Annotated in this window: 23 protein-coding genes and 1 pseudogene; 20 read left to right on the top strand and 4 right to left on the bottom strand. The window is 65.0% G+C overall.

What is annotated here, in order from left to right; all coding sequences use genetic code 11:
• The first annotated feature begins 53 nt into the window (after positions 1 to 53).
• Together ilvD and ABIG06_RS32370 are read left to right on the top strand one after the other, a co-directional pair.
• Positions 54 to 1,775, top strand: coding sequence for a dihydroxy-acid dehydratase (gene ilvD, locus ABIG06_RS32375; RefSeq protein WP_124158170.1), 1,722 nt, complete (start codon positions 54 to 56; stop codon positions 1,773 to 1,775).
• The gene (locus tag ABIG06_RS32370) at positions 1,762 to 2,589 is read left to right on the top strand and encodes a tetratricopeptide repeat protein (RefSeq protein WP_124158171.1); all 828 of its coding nucleotides are present in this window, start codon (positions 1,762 to 1,764) and stop codon (positions 2,587 to 2,589) included. The genes ilvD and ABIG06_RS32370 overlap by 14 nt, the downstream gene beginning before the upstream one ends.
• 127 nt (positions 2,590 to 2,716) lie before the next feature.
• Here ABIG06_RS32370 and xth read toward each other — a convergent pair whose 3' ends face one another.
• Complete coding sequence (gene xth, locus ABIG06_RS32365; RefSeq protein ID WP_424578482.1) at positions 2,717 to 3,514, bottom strand: exodeoxyribonuclease III; 798 nt, start codon at positions 3,512 to 3,514, stop codon at positions 2,717 to 2,719.
• A 155-nt stretch (positions 3,515 to 3,669) separates the two neighbouring features.
• Here xth and ABIG06_RS32360 point away from each other — a divergent pair, with 155 nt between their 5' ends.
• Entirely contained in the window at positions 3,670 to 5,979 is a 2,310-nt protein-coding gene (locus ABIG06_RS32360; RefSeq protein ID WP_370139998.1) for a hybrid sensor histidine kinase/response regulator, read from the top strand.
• A gap of 4 nt (positions 5,980 to 5,983) precedes the next feature.
• Here the strand turns inward: ABIG06_RS32360 and erpA are convergent, their stop codons facing one another.
• Positions 5,984 to 6,313 carry an iron-sulfur cluster insertion protein ErpA gene (gene erpA / locus ABIG06_RS32355; protein WP_370139997.1) on the bottom strand — a complete coding sequence of 110 codons (330 nt, stop codon included), beginning with the start codon at positions 6,311 to 6,313 and terminating at the stop codon, positions 5,984 to 5,986.
• A 121-nt stretch (positions 6,314 to 6,434) separates the two neighbouring features.
• Here erpA and ABIG06_RS32350 point away from each other — a divergent pair, with 121 nt between their 5' ends.
• The 12 genes and pseudogenes from ABIG06_RS32350 (at position 6,435) to surE (ending at position 18,432) form a co-directional block, all read left to right on the top strand.
• Entirely contained in the window at positions 6,435 to 7,643 is a 1,209-nt protein-coding gene (locus ABIG06_RS32350; RefSeq protein ID WP_370139996.1) for a deoxyguanosinetriphosphate triphosphohydrolase, read from the top strand.
• 9 nt (positions 7,644 to 7,652) lie between these two features.
• Complete coding sequence (gene argS, locus ABIG06_RS32345) at positions 7,653 to 9,443, top strand: arginine--tRNA ligase (protein WP_424578481.1); 1,791 nt, start codon at positions 7,653 to 7,655, stop codon at positions 9,441 to 9,443.
• A 138-nt stretch (positions 9,444 to 9,581) separates the two neighbouring features.
• The gene (locus ABIG06_RS32340) at positions 9,582 to 11,120 is read left to right on the top strand and encodes an SPOR domain-containing protein (protein WP_370140965.1); all 1,539 of its coding nucleotides are present in this window, start codon (positions 9,582 to 9,584) and stop codon (positions 11,118 to 11,120) included.
• Between the two features lie 46 nt (positions 11,121 to 11,166).
• Positions 11,167 to 12,195 carry a beta-N-acetylhexosaminidase gene (gene nagZ, locus ABIG06_RS32335; RefSeq protein WP_370139994.1) on the top strand — a complete coding sequence of 343 codons (1,029 nt, stop codon included), beginning with the start codon at positions 11,167 to 11,169 and terminating at the stop codon, positions 12,193 to 12,195.
• A complete protein-coding gene (locus ABIG06_RS32330; protein ID WP_370139993.1) occupies positions 12,192 to 13,031 on the top strand; it encodes a segregation and condensation protein A in 840 nt (279 codons plus the stop codon). The genes nagZ and ABIG06_RS32330 overlap by 4 nt, the downstream gene beginning before the upstream one ends.
• A gap of 21 nt (positions 13,032 to 13,052) precedes the next feature.
• Positions 13,053 to 13,805, top strand: coding sequence for an SMC-Scp complex subunit ScpB (scpB, locus tag ABIG06_RS32325; RefSeq protein WP_370139992.1), 753 nt, complete (start codon positions 13,053 to 13,055; stop codon positions 13,803 to 13,805).
• Positions 13,806 to 13,967: 162 nt separating this feature from the next.
• Positions 13,968 to 14,201, top strand: a complete 234-nt coding sequence (locus ABIG06_RS32320) for a twin-arginine translocase TatA/TatE family subunit (protein WP_018317874.1) — start codon at positions 13,968 to 13,970, stop codon at positions 14,199 to 14,201.
• Positions 14,202 to 14,288: 87 nt separating this feature from the next.
• Complete coding sequence (gene tatB / locus ABIG06_RS32315; protein WP_370139991.1) at positions 14,289 to 14,792, top strand: Sec-independent protein translocase protein TatB; 504 nt, start codon at positions 14,289 to 14,291, stop codon at positions 14,790 to 14,792.
• Positions 14,789 to 15,606: pseudogene (gene tatC / locus ABIG06_RS32310) on the top strand (twin-arginine translocase subunit TatC). The gene tatB and the pseudogene tatC overlap by 4 nt, the downstream one beginning before the upstream one ends.
• A gap of 137 nt (positions 15,607 to 15,743) precedes the next feature.
• Positions 15,744 to 17,075: a serine--tRNA ligase gene (serS, locus tag ABIG06_RS32305; RefSeq protein WP_370139989.1), complete on the top strand. Its 1,332-nt coding sequence runs from the start codon at positions 15,744 to 15,746 to the stop codon at positions 17,073 to 17,075.
• Between the two features lie 119 nt (positions 17,076 to 17,194).
• On the top strand, positions 17,195 to 17,557 hold the full coding sequence (locus tag ABIG06_RS32300) for a hypothetical protein (RefSeq protein WP_370140964.1): 363 nt from the start codon (positions 17,195 to 17,197) through the stop codon (positions 17,555 to 17,557).
• 107 nt (positions 17,558 to 17,664) lie between these two features.
• Entirely contained in the window at positions 17,665 to 18,432 is a 768-nt protein-coding gene (gene surE, locus ABIG06_RS32295) for a 5'/3'-nucleotidase SurE (RefSeq protein ID WP_424578480.1), read from the top strand.
• Between the two features lie 2 nt (positions 18,433 to 18,434).
• Here surE and ABIG06_RS32290 read toward each other — a convergent pair whose 3' ends face one another.
• A complete protein-coding gene (locus ABIG06_RS32290) occupies positions 18,435 to 18,806 on the bottom strand; it encodes a response regulator (RefSeq protein ID WP_027576223.1) in 372 nt (123 codons plus the stop codon).
• A gap of 226 nt (positions 18,807 to 19,032) precedes the next feature.
• Between ABIG06_RS32290 and ABIG06_RS32285 the strand changes: the two genes are divergently transcribed.
• Both ABIG06_RS32285 and ABIG06_RS32280 read left to right on the top strand, forming a co-directional pair.
• On the top strand, positions 19,033 to 19,683 hold the full coding sequence (locus ABIG06_RS32285) for a protein-L-isoaspartate(D-aspartate) O-methyltransferase (RefSeq protein WP_124158184.1): 651 nt from the start codon (positions 19,033 to 19,035) through the stop codon (positions 19,681 to 19,683).
• 109 nt (positions 19,684 to 19,792) lie between these two features.
• Positions 19,793 to 21,178: a peptidoglycan DD-metalloendopeptidase family protein gene (locus ABIG06_RS32280; RefSeq protein ID WP_370139987.1), complete on the top strand. Its 1,386-nt coding sequence runs from the start codon at positions 19,793 to 19,795 to the stop codon at positions 21,176 to 21,178.
• 113 nt (positions 21,179 to 21,291) lie between these two features.
• On the opposite strand, the gene ABIG06_RS32275 is transcribed toward ABIG06_RS32280, so the two are convergent.
• Positions 21,292 to 22,281, bottom strand: coding sequence for an ATP-binding protein (locus tag ABIG06_RS32275; protein ID WP_370139986.1), 990 nt, complete (start codon positions 22,279 to 22,281; stop codon positions 21,292 to 21,294).
• A 182-nt stretch (positions 22,282 to 22,463) separates the two neighbouring features.
• Between ABIG06_RS32275 and yajC the strand changes: the two genes are divergently transcribed.
• Genes yajC through secF form a run of 3 tightly spaced genes read left to right on the top strand, consistent with a single transcriptional unit; the run spans position 22,464 to position 25,514 of the window.
• Positions 22,464 to 22,832: a preprotein translocase subunit YajC gene (gene yajC, locus ABIG06_RS32270; protein ID WP_124158187.1), complete on the top strand. Its 369-nt coding sequence runs from the start codon at positions 22,464 to 22,466 to the stop codon at positions 22,830 to 22,832.
• 47 nt (positions 22,833 to 22,879) lie between these two features.
• Entirely contained in the window at positions 22,880 to 24,484 is a 1,605-nt protein-coding gene (secD, locus tag ABIG06_RS32265) for a protein translocase subunit SecD (protein WP_370139985.1), read from the top strand.
• 10 nt (positions 24,485 to 24,494) lie between these two features.
• On the top strand, positions 24,495 to 25,514 hold the full coding sequence (secF, locus tag ABIG06_RS32260) for a protein translocase subunit SecF (RefSeq protein WP_124158189.1): 1,020 nt from the start codon (positions 24,495 to 24,497) through the stop codon (positions 25,512 to 25,514).
• The last annotated feature ends 49 nt before the right edge of the window (positions 25,515 to 25,563 follow it).

Below are 25,563 nucleotides of genomic sequence, written 5' to 3'. Positions count from 1 at the left end.
TCTTGGCTCTGATTTTTCGGGTCTGAAAGGGTTGGCCGGGGAAACTGGTTGCGATGGTCGCGAAGATTGACAAGCAGAAGCTGCCGAGCCGTCACGTGACGGAAGGCCCTGCGCGTGCGCCCCATCGGTCCTACTTCTACGCCATGGGGCTGACCACCGATCAGATCCACCAGCCCTTCGTCGGCGTCGCCTCCTGCTGGAACGAGGCTGCTCCCTGCAACATCGCGCTGATGCGCCAGGCCCAGGCGGTGAAGAAGGGCGTGGCGTCGGCCGGCGGTACGCCGCGCGAATTCTGCACCATCACGGTGACCGACGGCATCGCCATGGGCCATGACGGCATGCGCTCGTCGTTGCCGTCGCGCGAATGCATCGCCGACTCGGTCGAGCTGACCGTGCGCGGTCATGCCTATGACGCGCTGGTCGGCCTTGCCGGCTGCGACAAGTCGCTGCCGGGCATGATGATGGCGATGGTCCGCCTCAACGTACCCTCGATCTTCATTTATGGGGGCTCGATCCTGCCCGGCAATTTCCGCGGGCAGCAGGTCACCGTGCAGGACATGTTCGAGGCGGTCGGCAAGCACTCGGTCGGCGCCATGTCGGACGAGGACCTCGACGAGATCGAGCGTGTGGCTTGCCCCTCGGCGGGCGCCTGCGGCGCGCAGTTCACCGCCAACACCATGGCGACCGTCTCCGAGGCCATCGGCCTCGCGCTGCCATACTCCGCCGGTGCGCCGGCCCCCTACGAAATCCGCGATGCCTTCTGCATGACCGCGGGCGAGAAGGTGATGGACCTGATCGCCCAAAACATCCGGCCGCGCGACATCGTCACGCTCAAGGCGCTGGAGAATGCGGCTGCCGTGGTCGCGGCCTCCGGCGGCTCGACCAATGCTGCGCTGCACCTACCGGCGATCGCGCACGAGGCCGGCATCAAGTTCGACCTGTTCGACGTCGCCGAAATCTTCAAAAAGACACCTTATGTCGCGGATTTGAAGCCAGGCGGCCGTTATGTCGCCAAAGACATGTTTGAAGTAGGTGGCATACCGCTTCTGATGAAGACGCTGCTCGACAACGGCTTCCTGCACGGTGATTGCCTTACCGTCACGGGCCGCACGATCGCCGAAAACCTCAAGAGCGTGAAGTGGAATCCGCACCAGGACGTGGTGCACCCGGCAGACAAGCCCATCACCGTGACAGGCGGTGTGGTCGGTCTGAAGGGCAATTTGGCGCCAGAAGGTGCGATCGTGAAAGTCGCGGGAATGTCCAACCTCAGGTTTACCGGTCCGGCCAGGTGCTTCGACCGTGAGGAGGATGCTTTCGAGGCGGTCCAGAACCGCACCTACCGCGAAGGCGAAGTCATCGTGATCCGCTACGAGGGGCCGAAGGGCGGTCCCGGCATGCGGGAAATGCTCCAGACCACAGCGGCGCTGACCGGCCAGGGCATGGGCGGCAAGATCGCGCTCATCACCGACGGCCGCTTCTCCGGCGCCACCCGCGGCTTCTGCATCGGCCATGTCGGGCCGGAGGCGGCGGTCGGCGGCCCGATTGGGCTGCTCGAGGACGGTGACGTCATCGAGATCGACGCGGTCGCCGGTACCCTTAACGTAAAATTGAGCGATGCCGAGCTCGCCCAGCGCAAGACCAAATGGAGCGCTCGCGCGACTAACCATACGTCGGGTGCGCTCTGGAAATATGCTCAGCAGGTCGGACCAGCGGTCGGTGGGGCGGTAACCCATCCGGGCGGCGCGCACGAGAAACAGTGCTATGCGGACATCTAGGCGTGCCATAGTTGCGTTTGTGTTAGGGGCGGCTGCGCTGGCCGCGCCGGCGCTCGCCTTCGACGGTGCGCCGGTTAATCCCAAGGACGCGACCATCCCTGTCGTGACCACCTTGCCGGGCGCCGCGGGTGCAGTGCGCACCAAGGTTCCGCCGGCCGTCGCGAGCCAGGAAACCTCGCTCAGCGCGCTGCAATATGCCGCCGAGGGTGGCCACCCCATCGCGCAATGGAAGCTCGGCCGCATGTACGCCAACGGCGATGGCGTCGCCCAGGACGATTTGCGTGCCTTCGAATATTTCAGCCGGATCGCCAACGCGCATGCCGAGGACAGCCCGTCGGCGCCGCAGGCGCAGATCGTGGCCAACGCCTTCGTCGCGCTCGGCCGCTATTACCTCAGCGGCATCCCTAACTCGAAGATCAAGTCGGACCCGGAGCGGGCGCGGGAGATGTTCTCCTATGCGGCTTCCTATTTCGGCAATGCAGACGCGCAATATGATCTTGCGCGGTTGTACCTGAAGACGCCGGACGCCTCGCGCGAGGATTTCCGCTATGGCGCGCGCTGGCTCGGCCTCGCCGCGCAGAAGGGCCAGCACCAGGCGCAGGCGCTGCTCGGCCAGATGCTGTTCAACGGCGACCGCCTGCCGCGGCAGGCCGCGCGCGGCCTGATGTGGCTGACCCTGGCGCGCGACAGCGCCGGCGCCGAAGAGACCTGGATCAAGGAAAGCTACAACCGCGCCTTCGCCAAGGCCTCCGACGACGACCGCGCCATGTGCCTGCAAATGCTGGAGCAGTGGGTGCAGGGCCGCCGGGAATAATCGCGACACGCCGTCGTTCCAGGACGATGCGAAGCATTGAACCCCCGGAATCTCGAGATTCCCCGGTGCGCAATTGCGCACTTGAGGTTCGGCTCTTCGAGCCCTCCCGGAATGACGTCGCTGATGGCTATGCCGCGTCGAAATCCAGATCCGCCCACACCGGCACGTGGTCGGACGGCTTCTCCCAGCTACGCACATAGCTGTCGATGCCGACATTGGCGAGGCGGTCGCTGGCTTCTGGCGATAGCAGCAGGTGGTCGATCCGCAGGCCCTGATTCTTCTGCCAGGCCCCGGCCTGGTAGTCCCAGAAGGTGTAAAGCCCCGGCTCGTCGGTGACGGCGCGCAGGGCGTCGGTCAGGCCGAGGCCGAGCAGGGACTGAAAGCTCTCGCGCGTCTCCGTCTTGAACAGGGCGTCCTCGGTCCAGGCGGCCGGATTGTGCACGTCGCGGGCATGCGGGATGACGTTGAAGTCGCCCGCGAGGATCAGCGGCTCCTCGGCCTTGAGGCGCTCCTTCGAATATTCAAGAAGCCGGGACATCCATTTGAGCTTGTAGGGATATTTGTCGCTCCCGACCGGGTTGCCATTGGGCAGGTAAAGGCAGGCGATGCGCAGCACTCCGCGCTTGAGCGTCACCACGCCTTCCACGAAGCGGGCATGCGTGTCCTCGTCGTCGCCGGCGAGCCCCGACTTGGTCTCGTCGAACCGTAGCTTCGAGAGCAGGGCGACGCCGTTGAACGTCTTCTGCCCATGGGTGACGACGTTGTAGCCCAGCGCCTCGATCTCCAGCCGCGGAAAGGCCTCGTCGACGCATTTGATCTCCTGGAGGCAGACGATGTCGGGCTGGCACTCCTTCAGCCAGGTCAGCAGGAGATCGATCCGCTGCCGGACCGAGTTCACGTTCCAGGTGGCTACTCTGATGGACATAGGGAGGGCTCCGGGCGGGGGCCATGGTTAGAACAAACTGCAAACGCGCCCGTCAAGGATGCCGCAGGATCTCCCACAAAATTAACCCGGCCTAAGCAGGCGGTGGGCCATTGATCGTCAAAAGGTGCCGCGGATGGGTTGGCCGGACAAAGTCGATGAAGCGAACTGAACCGCGTGACGGCCTGATCGGCGCATTCCTGTATTGGCTCGGCGGCTTCGAGATCGAGGACGGCCTGACGGCCGATCTCAGCGAGCGCGAGATCCGCCGCATTCGCGCCAAGCAGATCGATGCCGTGAGGCGGCTGATCCCGGTGACGATGGCGGTGACGATGCTGAACGTCGCCGTCGTGCTGATCCTGTTCTGGGGCAGGGGCTGGAACGACTTTCTCGCGATCTGGGGCCTGACGCTCGCCGCTACCGCCTCGCTCGCGGTGCGCTCGTGGCCGCGGTCGCATCAGAACCTGCCGCAAGAGGCCTCGCCCCGCGCGGCGCGGCGGATGCTGCGGCAGGCATTCTTCCTCGCCGCAATCTGGAGCACGCTGCCGCTCGCGTTGTTCGGCCGCGTCGAGCCGACCAGCCAGCTCATCCTGGCCTGCCTGATGGTCGGCATGATGTCGGGCGGCGCCTTCACGCTCTCGACCTTCCCGCGCGCGGGCCTCGTCTATCTCGCCACCATGACCATCGCCTGCGCCGGCGCTCTGCTGCTGTGCGGCACCGGGCCCTATCTCGTGACCTCGGTGTTCCTGCTGCTGTTCGCATTCTTCATGGCGCGCAACATCGTCTCGCAGGGCAATCTGTTCCTCGGCAATCTCAAGGCCCAGCTCGAGCTCGAGCGCCAGACCGAGATCATCTCGCTGCTGCTGAAGGATTTTCAGGAGAACGCCAGCGACTGGTTGTGGCAGACCGACGCCGACGGGCATCTGATCGACGTGCCCCAACGCTTCGCGGACGTCGCGCAGCTGCCGCTTCCGCTACTGAAGGGATCGCATTTCGCCGACGTGCTTGACATGCTCTGCCCGGAGGACAAGAGCGCAGCCTACAACGTTGTCGGCCTGATGGAGCAGAACGAGCCGTTGCACGAGATGAACCTCAAGGTCGTTGCCGGCGGCGAGGCGCGCCTGTGGTCGCTGACGGCAAAGCCCGCCTATGACCGCGAGGGACATTTCCTCGGCTATCGCGGCTTCGGGCGCGACGTGACCGAGCGTTGGCGCGCGGAAAAGGCCGAGGCCGAGAGCCGCGCCAAGTCGGACTTCCTCGCGGTGATGAGCCACGAGATCCGTACGCCGATGAACGGTGTGCTCGGGCTCGCCAGCATGCTGCTCGAAACCAAGCTCGATCCGGAGCAGCGCGAAGCCGTCGCCACGATCCGCGACTCCGGCGACAATCTCCAGCGCATCCTCAACGACATTCTGGACTTGTCCAAGCTCGAGGCCGGGCGCTTCACCTTCGAGGTGATCGACTTCGCCCCGCAGGCATTGGTCGAGGCTGTCGCGACTGTCATTCGCGCGAGCGCCAAGAACAGGGGGCTGACGGTCAAGGTCGAACTCGATCCGAACCTGCCGCCGACCCTGCGCGGCGACGTCGCGCGCATCCGCCAGGTGCTGCTCAACCTCGCGTCCAATGCGGTGAAGTTCACCGACCAAGGCGAGGTGACGATTTCGGTCACCTGCCAGGCGCGACGCGACCTGCTGGCGACCGTCGAATGGACGGTGACCGACAGCGGCATCGGCATCGCCCCCGAAAAGCTCGGCCAGCTCTTCAGCGACTTCGCGCAAGCGGATGCCTCGATCAGCCGTCGCTTCGGCGGCACCGGCCTCGGCCTTGCGATCTCCCGGCGCATCATCGAGCAGATGGGCGGCACCATCGGCGTCACCTCGACGCCGGGCGAGGGCTCGACCTTCCGCTTCACGCTGGTGCTGCCCTGGAGCCAGGCGCCGGCGTCCGATCAGGCAGACGGCCGCGACGAAGCCGACGAGCTCAAGGCCCGGATCGCCGGCCTCGACCGGCCGCTGAAGGTGCTGGTCGCGGAGGACGATGCGGTCAACCGCATGGTCGTGAGCAAGATGCTGGGATCCTTCGACGTCGAGCTGCGCGTCGTTGCCGATGGCGCCGAAGCCGTCGCGGCGGCATCCGAGGGCAATTACGACGTCGTGCTGATGGACGTGCGCATGCCCGACATGGACGGGCTTGCCGCCACCCGCGCGATCCGCGCGCAAGGCGGGCGCCTCGAAGCCTTGCCGATCATCGCGCTCACCGCCAACGCCTTCCCAGAGGACATCAAGATTTGCCGTGAGGCGGGCATGTCGGACTTCCTGGCCAAGCCGCTGCGCAAGCCGGCGCTGGTCGCGGCACTCCTGCGCGCGCTGGACGGCCACGTCATGTCAGAGGACGCGCCGCTGCAGCCGGGGCTGACGCCGGTCGAGGTGGAGTGGACGGAGGAGGAAAGGCAGATGACGGGCGCGTAGCCGGTCAGACCGAGAAGCTCGTCCCGCAGCCGCAGGACGCGGTCGCGTTGGGGTTGTTGACGCGGAACGAGGCGCCGATCAGGTCGTCGACGAAATCGACCTGCGAGCCTGCCAGGAACGGCTGGGAGGCGGAATCGACCAGCACCACCGCATTGTCCCGCTCGATCACGAGATCGTCGTCGGTGCGGGCACGGTCGATATCGAACTTGTACTGGAAGCCGGAGCAGCCGCCGCCCTCGACGGAGATGCGCAGCATCGCGCCGGAACCTTCGCCCTTGAGGATCTCCCCAATCCGGCGTGCGGCCCGGTCGCTGATGGTCACGGCAGTCGTCATCGTTCGTCTCCGATAGTCCCGCAGTCACAAAAGGATCTTGCCCAATTCATTTGGTATCCCGCGCCCGACATAGTTAAGTGCCACCATACGCAGAATCAAATGGATAGGGACTAAATTCGCCGTGTCCGTCGGAATGGCAGCCCCTCGCGCGCCCTATGCCTGCGATCCCGATCGCAGCCGCGGCCGGCTGGTCGCCGAACCCCCGAGCCGGACCCGAAGCCCGTTCCGGCGGGATTGCGACCGGGTGATCCATTCCACCGCGTTCCGCCGGTTGAAGTACAAGACCCAGGTGTTCGTGTTCCATGAGGGTGACCACTACCGCACCCGGCTGACCCATTCGCTGGAGGTGGCGCAGATCGCCCGGGCGCTGGCCCGGCAGCTCGGGCTGGACGAAGACCTCACCGAAACCCTCGCGCTGGCGCACGATCTCGGTCATCCGCCGTTCGGGCATGCCGGCGAGCGGGCCCTGGACGCCTGCCTGAAGGAATTTGGCGGCTTCGACCACAACGCCCAGACGCTCCGCGTGGTCGCATCGCTCGAGCATCGCTATCCCGAGTTCGACGGCCTCAACCTGACCTGGGAATCGCTGGAGGGCATCGTCAAGCACAACGGGCCGCTGACCGACCGCAGCGGCGCCCCGGTCGGGCGGTATCGCGAGCACGGCATTCCCGTCGGCATCGCCGACTACATCAAGACCTACGACCTCGAATTGTGGAGCTTCGCCTCGCTGGAGGCGCAGGTCGCCGCGATCGCCGACGACATCGCCTATGACGCCCACGACATCGACGACGGCCTGCGCGCCGGCCTGTTTCACCTCGACGATCTCAAGGTGATGCCGCTCACCGCGGAGATCATCGCCGGGATCGCCGGTCATTATCTCGATCTCGAGGACGTCCGGCGCGGCGCCGAGCTGGTGCGCGAGCTGATCTCGCACCTGATCGGGGCGGTGTTTGCGGAGGCGCAGAAGAACCTCGCCTCCACCAACCCGCAATCGGCCCAGGACGTGCGCCGGCTGGGCCGGGCGCTGATCGCTTTCCCCGCCGAGGTCGCGGAGGAAGAGGCTGCCATCAAGGCCTTCCTGTACCAGCACATGTACCGCCACAAGCGGGTGATGCGGGTGATGGGTGAGGCGGAGCAGATCCTGTTCGACCTGTTCGCAAAATACCTGAAATCCCCCGGCGAGCTGCCGCCGGAATGGCTGCTGGGGGCGGAGGCGGACGACGAGGGCGACCGGGCCCGGCGGATCGGCAATTTCATTGCCGGAATGACGGATCGTTTCGCACTGACCGAGCACCAGCGGCTCTTTGACTCGACCCCGGATTTGCGTTAGGCGGCGGCCATGCCCGAGACATCCTCATCCCTGCATCTGTTCGCCGACGTGCTCGCGCGCGTGCACGCTGCCTGCCGCGCGCTCGCGGCTGACGCCAGCTGGCCGGAGGGCATCGATTTCTCGCGCGTGGTGGTCGAGCCGCCGCGCGATGCCTCCCATGGCGACATGGCGACCAACGCTGCCATGGTGCTTGCGAAAGAGGCAAAGGCAAAGCCGCGCGACCTCGCCGAGCAGATCGCCGAGCGGCTCCGTGCGGACGCGCTGATCGCCAAGGTCGATGTCGCCGGCCCCGGCTTCATCAACCTGACACTGAAGCCGGCCGCCTGGGCCGAGGCGCTGCGGACCGTGCTGCGCGAAGGCGCCGATTACGGCCGCATCCTCGGCGGCTCCAAGGTCAATGTCGAATACGTCTCGGCCAATCCGACCGGGCCGATGCATGTCGGCCATTGCCGTGGTGCCGTGTTCGGCGACGCATTGGCGAGCTTGCTCCAGTTCGCCGGCCACGACGTTACGCGCGAGTACTACATCAACGATGCCGGCGCTCAGGTCGACGTGCTCGCACGTTCCGCGTTCCTGAGGTATCGCGAAGCGCTCGGCGAGGACATCGGTGCCATTCCCGAAGGACTCTATCCCGGCGACTACCTGAAGCCGGTCGGCGAGGCGCTGGCGAAGGAGCACGGCGACAAGCTACTCTCGATGAGCGAGGCCGCATGGCTGCCGACCGTGCGCGCCAAGGCGATCGCGATGATGATGGACGAGATCAAGGACGATCTCGCCGCCCTCAACATCCGTCACGACGTGTTCTTCTCCGAGCGCTCGCTGATCGAGGAGGGCAACAACAAGGTCGCCGAGACCATCGACTTCCTGCGAGCCAAGGGCGACATCTACGAAGGTCGCCTGCCGCCGCCGAAGGGCGCACCGGTCGAGGATTGGGAAGATCGCGAGCAGCTGCTGTTCAAGGCGACCGCTTACGGCGACGACGTCGATCGTCCGCTGATCAAGTCGGACAATTCCTACACCTACTTTGCCTCCGACATCGCCTACCACAAGAACAAGTTCGACCGCGGCTTCGCCGAGATGATCGACGTCTGGGGTGCCGATCATGGCGGCTATATCAAGCGCATGCAGGCGGCGGTGAAGGCGACCACCTCCGGCAAGGGTGCGCTCGATGTCAAGATCGTCCAGCTCGTGAAGCTCCTGCGCAACGGCGAGCCGGTCAAAATGTCGAAGCGGAGCGGGGACTTCGTCACCTTGCGTGAGGTAGTGGATGAGGTCGGCCAGGACGCTGTCCGCTTCATGATGCTCTACCGGAAGAACGACGCGGTGCTCGATTTCGATCTCGCCAAGGTCATGGAACAGTCGCGCGATAATCCGGTGTTCTACGTCCAGTACGGTCACGCCCGCGGCCACTCGATTTTCCGCAACGCGCGGGCCGAGGTGTTCCCTGAACTGCCGGAGGATACCGGCAAGCGGATCGCCTGGCTCAGTGAGTCGGCCGTCGAGCGACTGTCGGCCCCCGTCGAACTCGATCTCCTCAAGCGCCTTGCAATATTTCCGCGCATGCTCGAGGCCGCCGCCGCGGCCCACGAGCCGCACCGAATTGCCTTTTATCTCTATGATTTAGCCAGCGAATTTCACGCACTTTGGACGAAAGGGCGCGATTTGCCCTATTTACGCTTCATTATCAATAATGATGCAGATCTTACAAAGGCGCGACTGGCCATGGTCCAGGGCGTCGTCTCGGTCCTGGCATCGGGCCTCGCCATCCTCGGCGTCCATGCCCCGGACGAGATGCGGTAGTTTGGGGCGAGCTACCTAAGGGGAATTCGGGGGTAACCGGCAGAAGCCGGATCGCTTAGACTTGGTTGACAGCCTTGTGGGGAAAGCCGCGCCTTGGTCGAGGGGCGCGCGGCTTTCCCGAAGGGACGCATCATCACGATGGCCGAACGATATCAGGACAGACAGTTTCCTTCCGGTGGCTATGCTCGCGGTGGCGATCAGCATGAGAAGCCGGAAAATGATCCCTTGGCCGAGCTCGCCCGTCTGATCGGACAAACCGATCCGTTTGCAGCGCAGGGACGGCCGACCGTGCGACCGCCGGCAGCGCCTGCCCAGAGCTATCATGAAGACGATTATCGACAGCACGATGATCAGCAGGATCACGCCGAGCAGGCCCCGCCGCCACCCGGGCCGCCCTCATGGATGCGTCGCGCCAACGTGCAGCCGGCACCCGCGCCGGAGCCTGACTATCCCGTCTCCGTCAGCCCGGTTCATCCGTTGCATCGCTATCCGGCCAAGCCCGCCGTGCCCGAGCCTGATCCTCATCAGCCGCAGGCCTATCAGGATCGCTCTTATCAGGCTCAAGCATATCAAGATCAGGCCGACCAGCAGCACGGCCAGGCTTACCAGGATCAGGCCTATCAGGAGCCGTACGCGCAGCCCGATGCGTCGCGCTACGACGATGCGCTCTACGGCCGGCTGGAGACAGGCGAGCAGGACTATCAGCGCGATCCCGCCTATCCGGACGACCCTTACGCCTTCCAAAACGACTACCCCGACGACGCCGAACTGGAAGAGCCGAAGAAGCAACGCGGCGGCATGATGACGGTCGCGGTGATCCTGGCGCTAGCCGTGGTCGGCACCGGTGCGGCCTTCGCCTACAAGACCTATATCGGCTCGCCCCGCAGCGGCGAGCCGCCGGTCATCAAGGCCGACAACACGCCGACCAAGATCGTGCCGGCGACGACGGACTCCTCGGCCAAGGTGCCGGATCGCATGGTCAGTGATGGCACTGAAAAGATCGTGCCGCGCGAGGAGGCGCCGGTCGACGTCAACGCCAAGGTGGGCGGTCCCCGGGTCGTGTTCCCGCCGCTGAACCAGAATGCAAATCCTCCGTCGGTAGCGAGCGTCTCGCCATCGGCGGTTCCGTCGCCGAGCACTGGCCCGATCCCGAGCAACGGGACGTTGTCGAGCAATTCGCCGCGTCCGATCCGGACCGTCACCGTGAAGGGCGACCAGACCGATAGCACCACGCCGCAATCGGCTGTAGCCGTGCCGAAGCCCGTTGCTGCGCCCGCCGCGCCGCGCAATCCGCCGACCTCGGCACATGCCAGCGCCAATCAGCCGCTGTCGCTTGCGCCGCAGCCGGGATCGTCGGCCGAGCCGCCGCAGCGGATGGCCGCGACCAATCCGACGCAACTCGCGCCAACCAGCAGCGGCGGCGGCTACATCGTGCAGGTGTCCTCGCAGCAGAGCGAGGACAGCGCCGCCGCGTCCTACCGAGTGCTTCAGAGCAAGTACGGCAGCGTGCTCGGCGGCCGTTCGCCGGTGATCAAGCGGGTCGATCTGACCGACAAGGGCAAGGGAATCGTCTACCGCGCCTTCGCGGGTCCCTACGCTTCGGCCGAGGAGGCGACGCAGGCTTGCAACAGCCTGAAGTCCGCAGGCCTGTCAGCCTGCTTCGTCCAGAGGAATTAACGGCCGTTTCCTTGACCCCCTCGCGGGGCAGGGTTAATCGGCCGTTATGAGCACGCGGGCCTTCATTACCGGCGTATCCGGAACGGAACTGACCGCCGCCGAGCGGGAGTTTATCCGTGCCGAACGCCCATGGGGCTTCATCCTCTTCAAGCGCAACGTCGCGACTCCACCACAAGTTACTGCATTAGTTGCGGAATTGCGGGCGGTGGCCAATGCTCCCGATGCTCCGGTCCTGATCGATCAGGAGGGCGGACGGGTGCAGCGGCTAGGCCCGCCGCACTGGCCGGTCTATCCGCCGGGCGCTGTGTTCGCGACCTTATACGACACTGATTCGGCGCTCGGGCTCACCGCGGCGCGCCTCAGCGCCCGCCTGATCGCAGCCGATCTCGCTGATCTCGGCATCACCGTCGATTGCCTGCCGCTGGCCGATGTGCCCGTGCCGGGCGCCGATGCCGTCATCGGGAACCGGGCCTATGGCACTGAGCCGGGCAAGGTCGCGACGATCGCCCGAGCGGTCACCGAGGGCCTGGAGCAGGGCGGCGTCCTGCCGGTTCTCAAGCACATTCCCGGTCATGGCCGGGCCACTGCCGACACCCATTTCAGGCTGCCGACGGTCGACACACCCCGGGACGAGCTGGAACGGACCGATTTCGCCGCGTTCAAGTCACTCGCGGATCTGCCGATGGCCATGACTGCACATGTTGTGTTTAGCGCCGTCGACCCCGCCCATCCGGCGACGACATCTGCGACAATGATTGCTGACGTGATTCGCGGCGCAATCGGGTTCCAGGGTTTGTTAATGAGTGATGACGTGTCGATGAACGCGCTGTCGGGGAATATCGCCGAGCGGACCCGCGCCATCTTCGCCGCCGGCTGCGACGTGGCCCTGCATTGTAACGGCAACATCGAGGAGATGCGCGACGTCGCCGGCCAGACACCTGAATTGTCGGGCAGGGGATTGGAGCGGGCGAAAGCCGCGCTCGCCGCACGCAAGCCGCCGCAGCCATTCGATCGGACGGCCGCGCGCGCGGAACTTGACGCATTGATCGCACGGGCAAACACGGCATCGGCATGACCGCAGAAATCCTATCGTTCGAAACCGGGCGGCCCGCAGAGCTCGCCGAGGGTGAGCCGGCGTTGGTGGTGGACGTCGAGGGCTACGAGGGCCCGCTCGACCTCCTGCTCGCATTGGCGCGGCAGCAGAAGGTCGATCTCGCCAAGATTTCAATCCTGGCGCTGGCCGACCAGTACCTCCACTTCATCGAGGCCGCGCGGAAGATCCGGCTCGAGCTTGCCGCCGACTACCTGGTCATGGCTGCGTGGCTCGCCTTCCTGAAGTCACGCCTGCTGCTTCCGGAGCCGCCGAGTGCGGAAGGCCCGAGCGCGGAGCAGATGGCGACGGCGCTGGCCAATCGCCTGCGCCGGCTGGAAGCCATTCGCGAAGCCGCCAATCGGCTGATGAACAGGCCGCAATTGCAGCGCGACATCTTCCCCCGCGGGGAGCCGGAGCAGATCGCCGAGATCAAGCATCCGAAATACACCGCGACGCTGTACGATCTGCTCACGGCCTACGCCGCGCAGCGCCAGTCGCGCGTGCTCGCGAGCGTGCATCTGGCCAAGCGCACGGTGTGGTCGCTTGCGGAAGCGCGCGCCACGCTGGAGCGACTGGTCGGCAGCCTCAACGAACAGGATGACTGGGGCGTGCTCGACGATTTTCTGATCCGGCATGTCGCCGATCCGACGCAGCGGACAACGGTGTTCGCCTCGAGCTTTGCCGCCGCGCTCGAATTGGTGCGCGAAGGTCAGCTCGAATTGAACCAGAAAGAGGCGTTCGCGCCGATCTATTTCCGGAAGGGGCGTCCAAAGCCGGTCCCGGACGCAGCTCCTGCGCCTGATGCGCCGGTCGCTTAAGTGCAAGAAGGAGAATCTCCCATGGCAAGCCTGGCTGAAGTGCGGGTAGAAGAGGCCGAGCCGATGGACAACGAATCCCAGGCACGACCCGAGGAATTGCGGCTGCTGGAAGCGCTGCTGTTCGCATCGAGTGAACCGCTGGATACCGCAACGCTGGCCAAGCGCATGCCCGAGGGCGTGGACGTGAAGGCCGCGCTTCAGCAGCTTCAGGCCGATTATGCCTCGCGCGGCGTCAACCTCGTCCGCGTCGCCAACAAATGGACCTTCCGCACCGCAGGCGATCTCGCCTGGCTGATGACGCGGGAGAGCACCGAGACTCGCCGTCTGTCGCGTGCGGCGATCGAGGTGCTGGCGATCATCGCCTATCACCAGCCTGTGACACGTGCCGAGATCGAGGAGATCCGCGGTGTCGTGACCTCAAAGGGCACGCTCGACGTGCTGCTGGAGACCGGCTGGATCAAGCCGCGTGGTCGCCGCAAGACGCCCGGCCGTCCCTTGACCTTCGGAACCACCGAGGAATTCCTGTCGCAGTTCACCCTGGAACAACTGGGTGACCTGCCGGGTCTCGAAGAGCTGAAGGGAACGGGCCTGCTGGATTCGCGGCTGCCAACCGGATTTAGCGTACCGACTCCATCCGATGACCCGGCTCTGCGCGAGGACGAGGATCCGCTGGAACCGGGCGAGGACCTCGATCTTGCGCTGGCGCCTGCGGTCGAGGCCGAGATGCCGGAAGGCGGCAATGAGGGCGGCAGCGAAGGCGGCACCGAGGAGTGACGCCCGTCCATTTACGGGCCCTGCGACCGGTTAACACTAGCAAGATTGCGTAGTGCCGACAGCGAATTGGCGCCGCCTTGGTCCTTGTTTTTGAGACCCGCCACGCCTAGGTTTCGGTGAAGATCGGCCGGGTCCCGGCCATGCGCGTTGGAGGGTTGCAGGATGGGTTCACTCAGCATTTGGCACTGGATCTTGGTGATCGCAGTGGTCCTGCTGCTGTTCGGCCGCGGCAAGATTTCGGATCTGATGGGCGACGTGGCGCAGGGCATCAAGGCGTTCAAGAAGGGCATGCAGGACGACGACAAGCCCGCCGAGAAGCCCGAGCCGGCCAAGTCGATCGAGCACAACGGTGCTCCGACCGCCGCACGGTCCGACGTCGGCAGCAAGGCCGTCTGAGCCAGAGAGCACGCGAGACACGGGCAGCGGCCCCGATCCTGCGCGCGAGGATTGGGCCGGCTCCGGCTGGCGTGAACGGAAGACCTCATGTTCGATATCGGGTGGAGTGAACTGGTCCTGATCGGGGTCGTCGCCCTGATAGCCATCGGCCCGAAAGAGCTTCCGGGCGTGCTGCGCATGGTCGGGCAATGGATGGGCAAGGCCCGCAAGATGGCCGCGGAGTTCCAGGGCCAGTTTCAGGAAGCGATGCGCGAGGCCGAGATGGCCGACCTCAAGAAGAGCTTTGACGAGGTCAAGGAAGCCGCCACCGGCTTTGCCAGCAACAATCCGCTGACCTCGCTGCAGAAGGATGTCAGCGACGCGCTGCGCGTCGATGCGCTGGACAAGCCGGCAGAGACGTCGAGCGCCACGTCTGTTGAACCGCCGGCCACTCCGACCACCCCGGCAGCCCCGACGCCGGAGACCTTCGCGGAAGCCGAGGCGCATGCGGCTGCGAACGAGCCGCTCGCGATCACCCGTGAGGTCGAACCCCCAGCGGTTGCGCAGGACACCGCGCCATCCGAGGCGATCAAGGACGCCAAAGCGTCATGACGGACGCCGATATCGAGGCCAGCAAAGCCCCGCTGATGGACCATTTGATCGAGCTGCGCTCGCGGCTGATCAAGGCGCTGCTCGGCTTTGGCGTGGCCTTCATCTTCTGCTTCTTCTTCGCCAAGCAGATCTACAACGTGCTGGTCTGGCCGTTCGTGTGGGTCGCAGGGCCCGAGAACTCCAAATTCATCTACACGGCGCTGCTGGAATATTTCATCACACAGCTGAAGCTCGCACTGTTCGGCGCCGGCTTCATCTCGTTCCCGATCGTTGCGACGCAGATCTACAAGTTCGTCGCGCCCGGGCTCTACAAGCACGAGAAGCAGGCCTTCTTGCCGTATCTGGTCGCCACTCCTTTCCGTTCTTCTTCGTGCTCGGCGCGGCGCTGGTCTATTTCGTCGTGCTGCCGATGCTGGTCCGCTTCTCGCTCGGCATGCAGCAGGCCGGCAGCGACGAGACCGCGCAGATCCAATTGCTGCCCAAGGTCGGCGAATATCTCTCGCTGATGATGTCGCTGATCTTCGCCTTCGGCATCGCCTTTCAGCTTCCGGTGATCCTGACGCTGCTCGGCCGCATCGGCATCGTGACCTCCAAAATGCTGCGCGAGAAGCGTCGCTATTTCATCGTGATTGCCTTCGTCATCGCGGCCGTGCTGACGCCGCCGGACGTGCTGAGCCAGTGTTCGCTCGCGATTCCCTTGATGGCGCTCTATGAGGGCTCGATCATCGCGGTGGCGATGGTGGAGAAGAGGGTGGCGGCCGCGCAGGCCACGACCAGTAACGACGTGTCGACGCCGGCCAATCCGGCGGAGTAGGCCACTTTCGCTTTATCATCGCACTGCTCAGCCCATGATTCGTCATGCCCGGGCTTGACCCGGGCATCCACGACTTGATCTAAGGCGGCAGACACGTGGATGGCCGGGATGAACCCGGCCATGACGGGAAAACAGCCATGCACGACATCAAATCGATCCGCGACAATCCGCAAGCCTTCGACGCCGGCCTCGCACGGCGCGGTTTGAAGCCGATGTCGGCCTCGCTGCTGGCGATCGACGAGAGACGGCGCACGGCGATCCTCGCCTCCGAGCAGGCGCAGGCGCGGCGCAATGCGGCTTCGAAGGAGATCGGCGATGCCAAGAAGGCCAAGGACGAGGCGCGCGCCGCCAAGCTGATGGCCGAGGTCGCCGAGCTCAAGACCACGATGCCGCAGCTCGAAGCTGCCGCCAAGGCTGCCGACGAGGAACTGACGAACGAGCTGTCGGCGATCCCGAACATTCCGTTCGACGAAGTGCCTGATGGCGTCGACGAGCACGGCAATGTCCAGCACCACGTGTTCGGCAGCAAGCGCAACTATGGCTTCGCGCCAAAACTGCATGACGATCTCGGCACCGCGCTCGGCTATATGGATTTCGAGGTGGCGGCCAAACTCTCCGGCGCGCGCTTCGTCGTGCTGAAGAAGGGGCTGGCGCGGCTCGAACGCGCCATCGGCCAGTTCATGCTCGATCTTCATACGACCGAGCACGGCTATACCGAGATCAATCCGCCGCTCTTGGTGCGCAACGAGGTGATGTTCGGCACCGGGCAACTGCCGAAATTCGAGGACGACCAGTTCTGGGCGATCAAGGGCGAGCTGCTCGCCTCGCCTGACCATGAGCGATTGAAGACCGAGCGCCTCGGCCTGATCCCCACCGCCGAGGTGTCGCTCACCAATCTCGCGCGCGAGTCCATTCTCGACGAGAAGCAATTGCCGATGCGGCTCACCGCGCTGACGCCGTGCTTCCGTGCCGAGGCGGGCGCGGCAGGGCGCGACACGCGCGGCATGATCCGCCAGCACCAGTTCACCAAGGTCGAGCTGGTCTCGATCACGACGCCCGAGGCCAGCAAGGACGAGTTGGAGCGGATGCTGTCCTGCGCCGAGCAGGTGTTGCAGAAGCTCGACCTGCATTATCGTGTCATGACGCTGTGCGCGGGAGATATGGGTTTTTCGTCGCAAAAAACCTATGACATCGAGGTCTGGATGCCCGGGCAGGGTGACGGCGGCATGTTCCGCGAGATATCGAGCTGCTCGGTCTGCGGCGACTTCCAGGCACGCCGCATGGATGCGCGCTCGCGCGGACCGGATGGCAAGCCGCGCTTCGTGCACACGCTGAACGGCTCCGGCACCGCGGTCGGCCGCGCGCTGATCGCGGTGATGGAGACTTACCAGCAGGAAGACGGCTCGATCGCGGTCCCCAGCGTGCTCCAGCCCTATATGGGCGGGCTGAAGGTGATCGCGCGCGACTAAAGCGTTTTCCCGCGAAGTGGGCACCGGTTCGCGTCCGAAAACGCGGCATGACGAGAATCGCGTTGCGAAGATCGGGCGGCCGGCTATCCTGCCGGCCCCTCAACGCGACCCCACCGTTCATGCCCTTGCACCGCGACATCTTCTGGATCGGCAGACAATGGGCGGTGACAGGTTCCGGCATTCAGGCCGTCGATCAGCGCCTCCGCGGCGTCCTGGACATCGCGATCGCGCGGCTCTGGGACGAGGATCTCGTGCAGAGCCGACGCGCCAAGCCCGGAGTCAATGCTGCGGATTTCGACAAGGCGCTGACGGTAGCACGCGAACGGTTTCCGCAGGCGCCGACACCTGACCCGTTCGTCGCGCATCTGAAGGAGCTCGGGGTGACCGAGGCTCCCGTCGTGAATCCCGTTGTACCGGCGATGCAATTGCGTGCGGAGGGCCGGCTCGCGCGCTTCCTGCCGCAATGGCGCATTCGCCGCTAGCGGGACCAGGCCGGGAACCTGGTGCCGGGGCCCTGATCAGCCGGTTTGCCTGATGGGCCGCGGCCGGATATGACAGGTCAAACGGCTTTTCGGAATCGAACTCGCGCATGCGCATTCTCTGCACCAATGACGACGGCATCCACGCTCCCGGCCTCAAGGTCGTGGAGGAGATCGCGCGCGCCTTGTCGGACGACGTCTGGGTGGTGGCGCCCGAACTCGACCAGTCCGGCGTGTCGCATTCGCTGTCGTTGAACGATCCCTTGCGCCTGCGCGAGGTCGGCCCGCGGCACTTTGCGGTGCGCGGCACGCCGACGGACTGCGTCATCATGGGGGCCCGTCATATCCTGGGGGCGAAGCTGCCTGATGTCGTGCTGTCCGGCGTCAACAAGGGCCGCAATGTCGCCGAGGACGTGGTCTATTCCGGCACCATCGCCGGCGCGTTGGAGGGCACCATCTTAGGGTTGCCGTCATTCGCGCTGTCGCAGGAGTTCAGCGTCGAGACCCGCGAACGGCCGCCGTGGGACACCGCGCGCAAATTCGGGCCCGACATCCTGCGCAAGGTGATCGCTGCCGGCGTTCCCAAAGACACCGTCATCAACGTCAACTTTCCGTCCTGTGCGCCGGAGGATGTGCTGGGCGTCCGCGTGACGCGCCAAGGCAAGCGCAATCTCGGCTTCCTCAAGATCGACGAGCGCAGCGATGGCCGCGGCAATCCCTATTTCTGGATCGGCTTCGAGCGCACCGCGATGATGGATACGCCCGCGGCCGGTACCGATCTCGCGGCGCTGCGCGAGCGCTACGTTTCCGTCACGCCGCTCAGGCTCGATCGCACCAATGAAGCGTTTTCGGAAGAGCTGAGCCGGACGCTGAAATAGGGCTAGCCGCCGCGAAGCGCGGCTTCGATGGTCTTGCCGAGTGCATCGAGCTGAAACGGCTTCTGGAGTGCCGGCCGGTCGCGGTATTGTTCGGGCAGGCCGGAAGAGCCGTAACCGGTGGCGAAGATGAACGGGCAGCCCTTCGCCATGATGACATCGGCCACCGGCGAGATGACCTTGCCATTGACGTTGACGTCCAGAATGGCCAGGTCGAACTCGGTTGATTGCGCAAGCCGCATGGCCTCGGTGATGTCGCCCGCTTCGGCGGCAACCTTGTAGCCGAGCTCCTCCAGCATATCCGCGACCATCATTCTGATCATGACCTCGTCCTCGACGAGGAAAACAGAGCGGCCCGAAAGCCCTGTCGCAGTCATAGGTGAGTCCTTGCCCATTCTCGTAAACGTTCGCAGATAACGATAGGGGACGCAATGCGCGTTTCGGCGAGCGCAAACCCGCAAATGGCTTAGCGATTGAAAGCCCGATTGTGGTCCAATGCTGCGCCGAAAGGCTACCATGAGTTCCTGAGCCGGAACAAGATTCTCGTCTCGGGTTCTTGCGGTGCAGTACGCGATCCACCAGACGAGATGAGCAACAGCAGCTATGACGTCCGATCAGCACCCGCCGGAAAAGATGATGTTTCAGCTGACGCTGAGGCGTCGGGGCATTAGCGATCAGGCCGTGCTTAGGACCATGGAGGCGGTGCCGCGCGAGCTTTTCGTCGACGAGTCCGATCGCGACGGCGCCTATCTCGACAGCGCACTGCCGATCGCCTGCGGGCAGACCATCAGCCAGCCCTTTGTGGTCGCCTACATGACCGAGCAGCTCCAGCTCCAGAAGCAGCACCGGGTCCTCGAAATCGGCACCGGCTCTGGCTATCAGGCGGCCGTATTGTCGCGCCTTTCTGGCCAGGTGCTGACAGTCGAGCGCTATCGCAAGCTCGCCGACACGGCACGCGCCCGGCTCGAAAAGCTCGATTGTCACAATGTCGAGGTGATGCTCGGCGACGGTCTCAATCTGCCTCCCAATATCGGTCCGTTCGACCGCATCATCGTCACCGCCGCGATGGAGCAGATTCCGGCGAACCTGGTCGAGCGGCTGGAGGTCGGAGGCATCCTGATCGCTCCCGTCGGCCCGCATCAGGGCGTACAGACGCTGACCCGCTTGACCCGCAGCGAAACCGGGATCGACCGCAGGGAACTCGTCGAGGTCCGCTTCGTGCCGGCACTGCCCGGCGTAGCGCGGGAGCTGTAGAATCCCGGATCGGCTGCGCCGCCAACACCTTATTGGGAGGGTTAAGGCGTTATTTACTCGACGCGTGTTTACTTAAAACACCAGTTCTGTTGCGTACGAGTGAGTAACCATGTTCGCTGTCGCCGAGTTGCTTTACTCGCGCCGCGTGCCGCAGGTCGCGGTGCTGGCGCTGATCTCCTTCAGCTTCGCAGGGTGCAGCGCCGACATGTCGTCGCGGCTGTCCCAGACGAATTTCTCCAACCCCTTCGCCTCGGAAGCCACGGGGTCGGTGCAGCAGGCACCCCCGCCGCAGCGTGAGCTGCCGCAATATGCGCGGCCGCAGACGCAGCCCGGTCATTATCAGTCGCAGCCCTTGCCGCCGCCGGCCGTGTCCGCGCCGCAATCCTACCCCGCTGCGTCCGGTGGGGGAGTCTCCGGGGGAGGGCGCGGCGTCAGCTCCTACGCGCCTCCGGCGCAGCCGCATCTCGAGACCACGGCCACCGTGCCGCCGCGCTCGGTCGCGGCCGCCCAGCCGGCCGGCGGGACCAAGATCATCGTCGGCACCAGCGATACGCTCGACGTGCTCGCCAAGCGCTATCGCGTCACGCCGCAGGCTATCCTTGCCGCCAACGGCTACAAGGGCCCGCGCGCGCTCTCGCCGGGGCAGCAGCTTATCATCCCGCATCCGGCGACCGCCGCTGCGCCGGCGCCTGCGGTGGCGCCCGTTGCGGCGGCGCCCGCTGCCAAGCCGGTTGCGGCCATGGCTGCGCCGTCGAGCACCCATTTCGTCAATCGCGGCGATACGCTCGCCAGCATTGCGCGGAAGAATCGTATCTCGGCGGCTGAACTCGCCCGTGCAAACGGCCTCGATCCGTCTGCCAAACTCAAGCTCGGCGCCAAGCTGACCGTGCCCGGCGCGAAGACCGCGGCCGTCGCGGCACCGGTTGCTGCGGCGCCGGTCGGGGCTGCTCCGGTGGCCGGGACGCTCCAGCCCGTAGCGGCTGCTCCGGCGCCCGCCACCAAGATGGCCGCTGCTGCCGCGCCGGTGCAGAGTGCGCGCCTCGCTCAGGCGACGGCCAATGTCGAAGAGAAGCCCGCCGAGACCCCGGCGAAGGCCGCGGAGGCCACCGGTGCGCTGCCGACCTTCCGCTGGCCGGTCCGCGGCAAGGTGGTCACGAGCTACGGCGCCAAGACCAATGGCAAGGCCAATGATGGAATCAATCTCGCAGTGCCCGAGGGGACGCCGGTCAAGGCGGCCGAAGACGGCGTCGTCGCCTATTCCGGCAACGAGCTGAAAGGGTACGGCAATCTGGTCCTGATTCGGCACTCCAACGGCTACGTCACCGCATATGCCCATGCGAGTGAGCTGTTGGTGAAGCGCGGCGATACCATCAAGCGCGGTCAGGTCATTGCCAAGTCGGGTCAATCCGGGGAGGTGGCGTCGCCGCAGCTCCACTTCGAGATCCGCAAGGGATCAAGCCCGGTTGACCCGCTTCAATTCCTGAATGGGGCGTGAGGCGCACCTTCGGTCGGGCACACCCTCGCCAAAAACACGCTGTCATCGTCCGCCTTGTGCGCACTTGCGCACAAGGCGGACGATGACAGTCGTGAGTGAGGTGACGGCGAGCCTTACTTCGCCGTCAGCTTCACGCCGAGCCGTCCCGCCAGCTCCTGCACGAACTGCCACGCGACGCGGCCCGAGCGCGAGCCGCGTGTCGTGGACCATTCCAGCGCCTCGCGCTCCAGCGCCTCGTCGCCGATCTTGATGGCGAAATGGCTACAATAGCCGCGTACCATGGCGAGATATTCGTCCTGGCTGCAGCGGTGAAAGCCGAGCCAGAGGCCGAAGCGATCCGACAGTGACACCTTCTCCTCGACCGCTTCGCCCGGATTGATCGCGGTCGAGCGCTCGTTCTCAATCATCTCGCGCGCCAGCAGATGGCGGCGGTTGGAGGTGGCGTAGAGGATGACGTTCTCGGGCCGGCCTTCGATGCCGCCTTCGAGCACGGCCTTGAGCGATTTGTAGGAGGCATCATTGCCGTCGAAGGAGAGGTCATCGCAGAACACGATGAAGCGGAAGGACGAGGCCCGCAGCTGCTCCATCAGCGCGGGCAGGCTCTCGATGTCCTCGCGATGGATCTCGATCAGCTTCAGCTTGTCGGCCGGTTTGCGTTCCGCGTTGATGCTGGCATGCGCCGCCTTCACCAGCGACGACTTGCCCATGCCGCGTGCGCCCCAAAGCAGGGCGTTATTGGCCGGCAGGCCGTTGGCGAAGCGCTCGGTGTTCTCCATCAGGATGTCGCGCATCCGGTCGACACCCTTCAGCAGGAACAGCTCGACGCGGCTGACCCGCAGCACGGCCGCAAGGCGCCCGTCCGGATGCCAGACATAGGCATCCGCCCGTTCGAACGATTCGCGCTCGACGGCTGGCTTGCTCTGGGCGGAGAGGTGCGCCGCGATCGTCTCCAGCGCGCGGACGATGCGCTCCTGGGAGAGGTCTGGGGCTGTGGCGATGGCTTTGGAGGCTGCCGTGGGGCGTTTTGCCGCGACGTGGGCGGGCTTCCTGGCAGGGGTGAGGGGGGCTTTGCCGGCCGGGCTTTTGTTTGGTTTTTTGGGCATGTCCGAAGTTCCTGAGAACGCAGCCATATCGGGCCTGACGGCGCGCCGCAAGGTGGCCCAAAAGGGCAGTCTGGCAGCGTTGCAATTGGGGCAATGACCGCTATAGTCCGCGCGAATTTGACCGAACCGGTCGCCTTTGAGGGCCTGACCGGCTTTCCCCCGTTCTCACGAGGATCGTCCGAATGCTGATTACCCCTGCGTATGCCCAGGCCGCGGGCGCCGGCGACACCAACAGCATGTTGATGTCGCTGCTGCCGTTCGCGCTGATCTTCGTGATCATGTACTTCCTGATTCTGCGTCCGCAGCAAAAGAAGGTCCGCGACCACGCCGAGCTCGTGAAGAACATCCGCCGCGGCGACACCATCGTGACCTCGGGAGGCCTCGTCGGCAAGGTCACCAAGGTCGTCGACGACGACCAGATCGAGTTCGAGATTTCCGATGGCGTGCGCGTGCGGCAGATGCGCCAGATGATCTCGGGCGTGCGAGCCAAGGGCGAGCCGGCCAAGGAAAGCTCTAAGGAAAGCGCCAAGGACGACACAGCGGCAAAGTGAGCGCCCGCGCGAGTCGCTCAAGTCTCCTGATCTGACAGGTCCAGTCGATGTTGTATTTCACGCGGTGGAGGGCGCTGGGGATTATCCTGACGGCGCTGATCGTGTGCCTCTGCGCGGTCCCCAACTTCTTCCCCGAGGCGCAGGTCAAGACTTGGCCCGCCTGGGCGCAGCGGCGGCTCGTGCTCGGCCTCGACCTCCAGGGCGGCTCCTACCTGCTGCTCGAGGTCGATTCCAACTACGTGAAGAAGGAGCGGCTCGACCAGGTCCGCGACGACGTTCGCCGGACGCTGCGCGATGCCAAGATCGGCTTCACGGGTGGCGTTACCGTGCGTAACGACGCGGTCGAGGTTCGTGTCACCAAGGAATCCGATGCGCCGGCCGCACTCGTCAAGCTGCGGGAGCTGTCCCAGCCGTTGGGCGGCCTCATGGGATCCAGCGGTCAGCGCGACCTTGAGGTGGCAGATGCCGGCGGTGGTGTAATCCGCCTGAGCATCCCGCAGGCTGCCATGCTCGACCGCATGCGCAAGACCATCGAGCAGTCGATCCAAATCGTCGAACGCCGCGTCAACGAGCTCGGCACCGTCGAGCCCGTGATCCAGCGCCAGGGCAATGACCGCATCCTGGTGCAGGTCCCGGGTCTTCAGGACCCGACGCGCCTGAAGGAACTGCTGGGCAAGACCGCGAAGATGGAATTCCGCATGGTCGACACCTCCGTGCCGCCGGATCAGGCGCAGCAGGGGCGGTTGCCGCCGGAATCCGAGCTGTTGATGAGCGCATCGCCGCCGCCCACGCCCTACGTGGTCAAGAAGCAGGTGCTGGTCGCGGGCGGCGACCTGACCGACGCCCAGGCGAGCTTCGACCAGCGTACGGGCGAGCCGGTCGTCAGCTTCAAGTTCAACACCTCGGGCGCGCGCAAGTTCTCGCAGGCCACGACGGAGAACGTCGGACTGCCCTTTGCGATCGTGCTCGACAACAAGGTGATCTCGGCGCCCGTGATCCGCGAGCCGATCACCGGCGGTCAGGGTCAGATCTCCGGCAATTTCACGGTGCAATCGGCCAACGATCTCGCGATCCTGCTGCGTGCCGGCGCGCTGCCGGCACCGCTCACGGTGGTCGAGGAACGCACCGTCGGTCCGGGCCTCGGTCAGGATTCGATCGAGAAGGGCGAGTTGGCGGCCTATGTCGGCTCGATCCTCGTCATCGTCTTCATGCTGCTGACGTACCGTCTGTTCGGGGTGTTCGCCAACATCGCAGTGGCCATCAACGTCGCGATGATCTTCGGGCTGCTGTCGCTGCTCAATGCGACGCTGACGTTGCCCGGCATCGCCGGCATCGTGCTCACCGTCGGTATCGCGGTGGACTCCAACGTGCTGATCTACGAGCGTATCCGCGAGGAGCTGCGCGGCGGTCGCAACGCGATCTCGGCCATCGACGCCGGCTTCAAGCGGGCGCTTGCGACCATCCTCGATTCCAACATCACCACCTTCATTGCTGCCGCGGTGCTGTTCTACATCGGCACCGGCCCCGTGCGCGGCTTTGCCGTGACGCTCGGCATCGGCATCATCACCACGGTGTTCACCGCCTTCACCATGACCCGGCTGATCGTCGCCTGGTGGGTGCGGTGGAAGCGGCCGCAGAGCGTGCCGATCTAGGAGCCTGATCTTGACTCACACCGTTCTCATCGGGCTCGGCGTCCTCATTGCCATTCTCACCGTGGTCTCGGTGTTCGGCTGGCTGCCGTCGCTCCGCATCGTCCCTGACGATACGCATTTCGACTTCACACGCTTCCGCCGCATTAGCTTCCCGATCTCGGCCGCGCTGTCGATCCTCGCGATCGTGTTGTTCTTCACCCATGGCCTGAATTTCGGCATCGACTTCCGCGGCGGCACGCTGCTGGAGGTCAAGGCGAAGTCGGGCGCCGCCGACATCGCGGCGATGCGCACGACATTGGATGCTCTGCGTCTCGGCGAGGTCCAGCTCCAGCAGTTTGGCGGACCCGAGAACGTCTTGATCCGCGTCGCGGAGCAGCCGGGCGGCGATGCCGCCCAGCAGGAGGCCGTGCAGAAGGTTCGCGCCGCGCTCGGCGACTCTGTCGAATATCGCCGCGTCGAGGTGGTCGGCCCGCGCGTCTCAGGCGAATTGCTGGCTTACGGCATGCTCGGCCTGATGCTCGCGATCGTCGGCATCTTGGTCTATCTCTGGTTCCGCTTCGAATGGCAGTTCGCGCTCGGCGCCATGATCGCGAACGTGCACGACATCGTGCTGACCATCGGCTTCATGTCGATCAGCCAGGTCGATTTCGACCTGACCAGCATCGCAGCACTGCTGACGATCTTGGGCTATTCGCTCAACGATACCGTCGTCATCTACGATCGTATCCGTGAAATGCTGCGGCGCTACAAGAAGATGCCAATGCCGCAGCTTCTCAACGAGTCCATCAACTCGACACTCTCGCGTTCGATCATCACTCACTTCACGGTGACGCTGGCGCTGCTCGCGCTGCTGTTGTTCGGCGGGCACGCGATCCACAGCTTTACCGCAGTGATGATGTTCGGCGTGGTGCTGGTCGGCACCTATACCTCCATCTTCATTGCGGCCCCGATCCTGATCTACCTCGGCGTCGGCGAGCATCGCGAAGATGCGCCCGATACGGCTGCGCCGGCAAAGAAAAGCAAGGCATGATCCGAACCTCATGCCCTCGCAGGAGTTTGCGAGAGCAGTAAGCCCCATT

It is taken from the genome of Bradyrhizobium sp. USDA 326 (assembly GCF_049739485.1).
In the GTDB taxonomy this organism is placed as follows: Bacteria; Pseudomonadota; Alphaproteobacteria; order Rhizobiales; family Xanthobacteraceae; genus Bradyrhizobium.
This window is presented reverse-complemented; position numbering and strand designations above follow the sequence as displayed.

Coding starts and splice junctions, on each gene's coding strand:
- ilvD (WP_124158170.1), top strand. CDS start 54: ATGGTCGCGAAGATTGACAAGCAGAAGCTGCCGAGCCGTCACGTGACG.
- ABIG06_RS32370 (WP_124158171.1), top strand. CDS start 1,762: ATGCGGACATCTAGGCGTGCCATAGTTGCGTTTGTGTTAGGGGCGGCT.
- xth (WP_424578482.1), bottom strand. CDS start 3,514: ATGTCCATCAGAGTAGCCACCTGGAACGTGAACTCGGTCCGGCAGCGG.
- ABIG06_RS32360 (WP_370139998.1), top strand. CDS start 3,670: ATGAAGCGAACTGAACCGCGTGACGGCCTGATCGGCGCATTCCTGTAT.
- erpA (WP_370139997.1), bottom strand. CDS start 6,313: ATGACGACTGCCGTGACCATCAGCGACCGGGCCGCACGCCGGATTGGG.
- argS (WP_424578481.1), top strand. CDS start 7,653: ATGCCCGAGACATCCTCATCCCTGCATCTGTTCGCCGACGTGCTCGCG.
- ABIG06_RS32340 (WP_370140965.1), top strand. CDS start 9,582: ATGGCCGAACGATATCAGGACAGACAGTTTCCTTCCGGTGGCTATGCT.
- nagZ (WP_370139994.1), top strand. CDS start 11,167: ATGAGCACGCGGGCCTTCATTACCGGCGTATCCGGAACGGAACTGACC.
- ABIG06_RS32330 (WP_370139993.1), top strand. CDS start 12,192: ATGACCGCAGAAATCCTATCGTTCGAAACCGGGCGGCCCGCAGAGCTC.
- scpB (WP_370139992.1), top strand. CDS start 13,053: ATGGCAAGCCTGGCTGAAGTGCGGGTAGAAGAGGCCGAGCCGATGGAC.
- ABIG06_RS32320 (WP_018317874.1), top strand. CDS start 13,968: ATGGGTTCACTCAGCATTTGGCACTGGATCTTGGTGATCGCAGTGGTC.
- tatB (WP_370139991.1), top strand. CDS start 14,289: ATGTTCGATATCGGGTGGAGTGAACTGGTCCTGATCGGGGTCGTCGCC.
- serS (WP_370139989.1), top strand. CDS start 15,744: ATGCACGACATCAAATCGATCCGCGACAATCCGCAAGCCTTCGACGCC.
- ABIG06_RS32300 (WP_370140964.1), top strand. CDS start 17,195: ATGCCCTTGCACCGCGACATCTTCTGGATCGGCAGACAATGGGCGGTG.
- surE (WP_424578480.1), top strand. CDS start 17,665: ATGCGCATTCTCTGCACCAATGACGACGGCATCCACGCTCCCGGCCTC.
- ABIG06_RS32290 (WP_027576223.1), bottom strand. CDS start 18,806: ATGACTGCGACAGGGCTTTCGGGCCGCTCTGTTTTCCTCGTCGAGGAC.
- ABIG06_RS32285 (WP_124158184.1), top strand. CDS start 19,033: ATGACGTCCGATCAGCACCCGCCGGAAAAGATGATGTTTCAGCTGACG.
- ABIG06_RS32280 (WP_370139987.1), top strand. CDS start 19,793: ATGTTCGCTGTCGCCGAGTTGCTTTACTCGCGCCGCGTGCCGCAGGTC.
- ABIG06_RS32275 (WP_370139986.1), bottom strand. CDS start 22,281: ATGCCCAAAAAACCAAACAAAAGCCCGGCCGGCAAAGCCCCCCTCACC.
- yajC (WP_124158187.1), top strand. CDS start 22,464: ATGCTGATTACCCCTGCGTATGCCCAGGCCGCGGGCGCCGGCGACACC.
- secD (WP_370139985.1), top strand. CDS start 22,880: ATGTTGTATTTCACGCGGTGGAGGGCGCTGGGGATTATCCTGACGGCG.